This window comes from Pseudoalteromonas sp. S1727 (assembly GCF_005886375.1).
Classification (GTDB): Bacteria; Pseudomonadota; Gammaproteobacteria; order Enterobacterales; family Alteromonadaceae; genus Pseudoalteromonas; species Pseudoalteromonas haloplanktis.
Genome location: NZ_PNDT01000289.1, coordinates 1 through 234, shown reverse-complemented (window position 1 = coordinate 234; position 234 = coordinate 1). Strand labels below are relative to the sequence as shown.

At 51.3% G+C, this 234-nt stretch carries 1 pseudogene; it reads right to left on the bottom strand.

From position 1 onward, the window contains the following. Nucleotides 1-234, bottom strand: a pseudogene (locus tag CWB85_RS22055) (signal recognition particle-docking protein FtsY); the annotation flags it as partial.

Here is a 234-nt window from a genome sequence, read left to right as displayed (position 1 = left end):
CTTGCTCTACACGTTCAGCCTTTTCAGTCGCAATGCGTTGTTGTTCTAATTCAGCATCATGTTGCGCTTGCTCTGCAGCTTTGCGCTCAAGTTCCAAACGCATTGCTTCTTCTTGCTGTGCTAAGCGCTCAGCTTGCTCACGACGAAGTTGCTCAGCCTGCTCTGCTGCGAGTAGCTGCTCTTGCGCTACACGCTCAGCCTCTGCCTTTTCTGTAGCAATACGCTCTTGCTCTA